Annotated in this window: 5 protein-coding genes; 2 read left to right on the top strand and 3 right to left on the bottom strand. The window is 34.1% G+C overall.

Annotated features, from left to right (window positions below; all coding sequences use genetic code 11):
• Positions 1–558: 558 nt before the first annotated feature.
• Positions 559–1,785 (bottom strand): phospholipase D-like domain-containing protein, encoded by a 1,227-nt coding sequence (locus tag J7E63_RS28540; protein ID WP_215018649.1) that lies wholly within the window; start codon positions 1,783–1,785, stop codon positions 559–561.
• Between the two features lie 43 nt (positions 1,786–1,828).
• Between J7E63_RS28540 and J7E63_RS28545 the strand changes: the two genes are divergently transcribed.
• Both J7E63_RS28545 and J7E63_RS28550 read left to right on the top strand, forming a co-directional pair.
• A complete protein-coding gene (locus J7E63_RS28545; RefSeq protein ID WP_215018651.1) occupies positions 1,829–1,951 on the top strand; it encodes a YjcZ family sporulation protein in 123 nt (40 codons plus the stop codon).
• A 23-nt stretch (positions 1,952–1,974) separates the two neighbouring features.
• Complete coding sequence (locus J7E63_RS28550; protein ID WP_215018654.1) at positions 1,975–2,106, top strand: YjcZ family sporulation protein; 132 nt, start codon at positions 1,975–1,977, stop codon at positions 2,104–2,106.
• A 345-nt stretch (positions 2,107–2,451) separates the two neighbouring features.
• Here the strand turns inward: J7E63_RS28550 and ltrA are convergent, their stop codons facing one another.
• Positions 2,452–4,263 carry a group II intron reverse transcriptase/maturase gene (gene ltrA, locus J7E63_RS28555; RefSeq protein ID WP_483861493.1) on the bottom strand — a complete coding sequence of 604 codons (1,812 nt, stop codon included), beginning with the start codon at positions 4,261–4,263 and terminating at the stop codon, positions 2,452–2,454.
• 859 nt (positions 4,264–5,122) lie between these two features.
• Positions 5,123–5,407, bottom strand: coding sequence for a hypothetical protein (locus J7E63_RS28560; protein WP_215018656.1), 285 nt, complete (start codon positions 5,405–5,407; stop codon positions 5,123–5,125).
• Positions 5,408–5,541 lie beyond the last annotated feature (134 nt).

Consider the following 5,541-nt stretch of genomic DNA (forward strand, 5'->3'; position numbering starts at 1 on the left):
TGTTTATATTTTCAGCAGTCTCATTTTCAATTGCCTTTTTTACTATTTGCTTGGGTATCCCCTTTGACCAGTAGGCTTCATGACTCAAGAAGGTATGTATTAATGTTAAATCTAAATACTCTTTATTTGTAGAAATTGAAAATCCTTTATTAATCCACATTTCCAAATTAAGTCCCCCCTATTTTTTGAATGTTCTGCAATAAATTAAACTACAGATTTAAATTTTGTTCAACTAAACTGACCGCTAGTCGAATAATAAAAAAAGATCGCTGCAGCGATCCATCATGAACATAAGCACCCCGTAAGTTGAAGATCATTGCTGATTTTTATTGAAGGAAAGCACCCGTTCGCCATCCATAAAGCTCAATTTCAACACAGTATATGTAAGAAAATATCGTTCTTAAATGGTAGTAAAAATGAGTACCCCTTTAAATAGCCTAAATAAAAAAGAGAAGGAAACAATGTTCCCTCTCCATAGCATTCTATTTTAGTATCAGTAATTTAATTTATTCTAATAAAATGCAATCTACTACTCCTTAAAATAAAAATACTTAGTTTTTACAAATAATACTCAATCATTTTTGCAAACATTTCTTTCAGTTTTTCTTTTATAGATAATTGATTGACGTCAGAGGATGTAACTCGCTTTGAATTTTGGATGTCTTCATTGATGACTGGCTTTATTTTAGAAATAAAGACAGGGTCATGGATATAGCAGTTCATTTCTTCATTTAAATGAAACGAGCGCGAATCAAAATTTACGGTCCCTACCATCAATACGTTTTTATCAATCAAGAATACTTTACCGTGTATCACTCCCTTTTTATAACCGTATACTTCTATTCCCTGTTTTAATGCTTTTCGAATATATGGATACGCTGCCTCTTTAACTAACAGTGCATCCGAATGAGGTGAGAACAGAATTTTAACACGAACCCCTCTTTTTCTTGCATCCACTAATGAGTTCCAAATAGGTCTGTCATTTAGTATAAAATAAGGTGTTACTATAATGATGGACTCTTTTGCTTGATGAAACAGCATTGCATAATCTTGCCCAAGTTTTTCTCCGCTATAATATGCAGTAAATCGATGCGAGGTTGCTCCCTTTTCCTTTGTCGCGCTGTGTATAGGAATCTGTTGCTCTGTGTTTTTCTTCCAGTCTAACACAAATTGATGTTCTAGATCTTGAACTCCTTCTCCTCGTATTTGAAGGTGATAATCTCTCCAGTGACCGAGTTTTACTTTTTCTCCTAAATACTTCTTGCCGATGTTAAATCCGCCAATGTACCCAATCCTTCCATCAATAATTGAAATACGGCGATGATTTCGACGATCCAAAGAAGCAAAAAGATAAGGTAAAGCAGGCTTATTGTAATACGTAAAATGCACTCCTGCTTTAACCAATAATTCTCTTTCCCTCTTCTTTAGCAAAATTCCACCCAGCCTGTCCACTGCATAATATACTTCTATACCTTCCTGGCTTTTTTGTCTCAATAAATCTAGAAATTGATGACTTACTTTATCATCAGCAATAGAGAAAAAGTTGATATACACGTATTGTTTTGCTTTCCTTATATCTGAGAATAATTGATTGTCTAACTGTTTCCCGTCCGTATACATAGTAATTTTACTTTGACGAATCGGGTATTGGATGGGCTGCTGGTCAAATACCATCCTTTTTTCGGCTGCTGTTCTGTCAATATTACTCCAAGGAAGCAAAACAAAACATGCGCCGAAAAATACAAATAGGAGTACTTGAAGGATTTTCCGTATCTTTTTCAGCATATTTAATCTCCTTTATATATTATCGTTTTCATTCTGTTAGTTTTTGTTATCGGGACAAAACTATCCCGTTAGCCCTCCATGGAGCGGAAGTTTCGCAATAATTGTTGTACTGTTTATTCTACCTATTATCGTAGTTTCTGCCTTTGTTGGTCGAAGATATTATTAATTTATAAAACAGGGGGATTTTAAATGCTTGGTTACTGCGGATATGGTTATGGTGGTTACGGCTATGGAGAATATGGTTACGGCGACCGTTCAACATTCGTGCTAATTGTCGTATTGTTCATGCTATTAATTATTGTAGGCGCTTCCTGGTTTTAACCCAATAACCTTTTATTACCATTAGCCTTTATAAGACTAAGCATTATGGAGGAACCTCCACTATTTTGGGAGTTCCTTTTATATTTTCTACCAATAAAGATTATTTCTTTTCGATTTCCAATTGGAGAATAAAATATTTTCGGAAATTTTTATTACTATTGTTTAATTCAAACAATTAACCTTTAACATCCTTGTCTAACTAATACAGATAGGTAAGGGTTTGAAGTTATCGCTCCCTTTTCCCCCTGTTCACACCGTACATGCGACTTTCACCGCATACGGCGTTCCAACTAATCCGATTTATTCGTTCTATGTATTAAGCAGACGAGTGCTGTTTTTCCAAAGTTAGATTATTTCATTTTGACATCTTAACCGTAGCTTATTAACTTTTTCTTTCTGCTTACTAGTAAGCTTTAAAAATTGTAAAAGAGTTTCTATTTTGACTTTATCTTTTAGATGAATTAATTGATGAATTGCTTTATGAACAATAATCAAATTTGAATAGCTATCATCTTTTGAAAGATAATAAGGGTTTATGTGATGACAATGCCATTCATGTATCCCTAACTCTTCTCCTAATATGGCACATTTACCATACTGGGCAATAAATTTACTGATTCGATTGTCGTTATATTCAATGGATCTGTTTGGAATATAGTTTCTCATGATGTAAGAAAGCGTATTTTTATCAATAGCCTTTAGGCTATTATGAATTTTTGCTCTACCTTCGGCAGTAAAGTTACATATTACTTGGGAGAATCCAAGTATCTTTTTCCACCGTTGTGCGTGGATGGGGACAAAAACCATTTTTTGTATCATATACAGTTTTGCCTTATATCCCTTGTACCTTTTCTGTAAGGTTTTAGTCATCTCATGGAAACTTGCCTCGGTTCTAATGTTCCTTAATTGATTATATAACGTTCTGCGTAGATGAGCGTTTAACTCATTCAGATTGATAGTGATGTTAGTAGCGGCTGAGTAATAGTTTTGGATTCCCATGACGACAGCATTGAAATTCCAAACTGTCTGAATGCAAGGCTTTTTCTTGACTACTTTTATAGTGTCCTTAATCTTTTGGAAGGCGTTTGCTTTAGCTTTCTTTGACATATCGGACCTTGCTACATAACCAAATCTTGTCTTTCCTTTTCTTATGGCTTTTATTGAAAAACCAAGAAACTCGGAAGAGTTTTTCTTTAGATTAATAACTTTCGATTTTTCTTCACTTGTTTCCAAATGAAGTCTTTTTCTCAAGAAATCTTTCAATGCGTAATTCATTTTTATTGCGTGTGACCTAGTTCGGCAAATTACCTTAAAATCGTCCGCATAACGGACGATGAAACACTCTTTCAAAAATGTTTTCTTTAAATGCTGATACTTACTACCATTGGTGGAGTAAGTATATCTGCTTTCAAATGTTTCCCATTGGTCACTAATCCACCAATCCAATTCGTTTAATACAATGTTGGATAGTAAAGGTGACAAAATACCTCCTTGCGGAGTACCTTTTGTAGGGATACCTTCACCTTCAATCTCTGCTTTTAATAGCCTAGAAATAATTGAAAGTAGTGATTTTTCCCTTATGCCTAGTGACCACATTTGTTTTAAAAGCTTACTATGATTAACATTATCAAAGAAACCTTTAATATCTACATCAACACAATGATGAAGTCCAGATTGATTGATAAGAAATTCAAATCTGGCTTTGGCATGATGAGTGCTGCGATTTGGTCTAAATCCATAGCTATGTTTATGGAATTTTGCTTCACATATTGGCTCTAAAATTTGAAATATGCATTGTTGAAAAATTCTATCCCAAATCGTTGGAATTCCAAGAGGTCTAGTTTTACCTTTTCCTTTTGGAATGAAAACACGCCTTACTGTTTGCGGTTTGTACCATTTGAACATGGCTTGAACCCTTGCTATTACATCTTCCACTGTTAATTCTAGAATATCTTTGATTGTTAATTTATCTGTTCCAGTAGTTTTGCTACCTGTGTTTCTTTTTATGTTTCTGTAGGCAAGTCGTATATTATCTTTAGAACTCATTAAATCTGTTAAGTCATAGAAGCGATGACCACTGACAATTTGAGAATATAGTCTGTCAAAACAATCTTGCATACTATAATATTCACTGTGTCTCAGTTTCTTCCGTTTCAATAAGTTGGTGACTCCTTTCGGAGTTAAACCTCTTTTAGTCTCACAAGAACCTTATTAACCGATAAAGAACTACCTTAATTGGTTGAATAAATCTTAATTAGTCTAGTGGCTATCCCTCCATGTGGATTAGACATTTCATTGGTACTGTGCCACCACTTTCACTGATATAAAGATAAGTTATACAATAGCTATTATCATTATTGCTTTCCTTGTCAACGTTTCATTGGAAGTAAGCCCTCCACGTTATCAGCTTACAATGTTGAATTATATCTATTATAGAATGAACTTAGGTGCTTCCTGTAAGCCTGTTAGCATTCATACGCCTGTAACGTATCATGGATTTTCATATTAGTTATTTTTACTCACCCACATCTAACCTCACAATTTGGTGATATACACATTTCTATGTATCGCAGTTATAGACCCGTACATTCAGAAGTTCGTCAGCTTAACCTTTTCTTTTAGGTTTATTTGCATTCTCACCATATTCATTCAACTCAAGCATCATGAATTACACCACTCCATCGAGTAGGCTTTCGTCAGCCGAACTGTTACGGTAATTTCTCACGCCTTTTCGCCGAGCTTATAACACTATCATTCTTACTAAATCCAGTGCTATTCGACTAAGAGAGAACCCTTCAGGGCGTTACCCCATCATTTGATTCTTCGATATAATCCTTCAGTTCCGATAGGAACTGTCTAGCCTTTACCAGAGAAATGTGACCATCCTCCATTTAAGCTAGAAACATTTCGCACAACTAAACTGCTCCGTTAGTGGAACAAGAAAAAGAGCCGCAGCTACGACTCTTTGCTAAACTCAAGCACCCTTTAGTTGAAGAACATTAAAAATTAATTTGAACTACAACCCTAAAATCTTAACAGTAATAATGAAGAACAATAAAATAATATTTAGCCAGACAAAAAATTTAATCATAACCTCAGCCCAAAACTTTCTACGCAAACCAAAATAAAGGACAACACCATAAAATAAAAGGCTAATAACTATGCGGACTCCAGAAACTTTTTCAAATCCCAAGTCAAAAATGTCAATGAATGTATTTATTAAAACAGAGATAATATATAAAAATAGGTATATCTTATATTTTTTTCTTTTCTTTTCGGACTTATCTTTAAATTCATACATTTTTATTACCTCAATTTATCTTCTTTTTTCTTTAGACTAACCTAACAAATATGTTCTTCAATTATTCTACTTCGTTACTTTAATAAAAAAAGGGCTTTACTCTTTATTCAAGTAGTCGAGTAGAAGGGAGCCTT

The organism is Bacillus sp. ISL-75 (genome assembly GCF_018613095.1).

Coding starts and splice junctions, on each gene's coding strand:
- J7E63_RS28560 (WP_215018656.1), bottom strand. CDS start 5,407: ATGTATGAATTTAAAGATAAGTCCGAAAAGAAAAGAAAAAAATATAAG.
- J7E63_RS28550 (WP_215018654.1), top strand. CDS start 1,975: ATGCTTGGTTACTGCGGATATGGTTATGGTGGTTACGGCTATGGAGAA.
- J7E63_RS28540 (WP_215018649.1), bottom strand. CDS start 1,785: ATGCTGAAAAAGATACGGAAAATCCTTCAAGTACTCCTATTTGTATTT.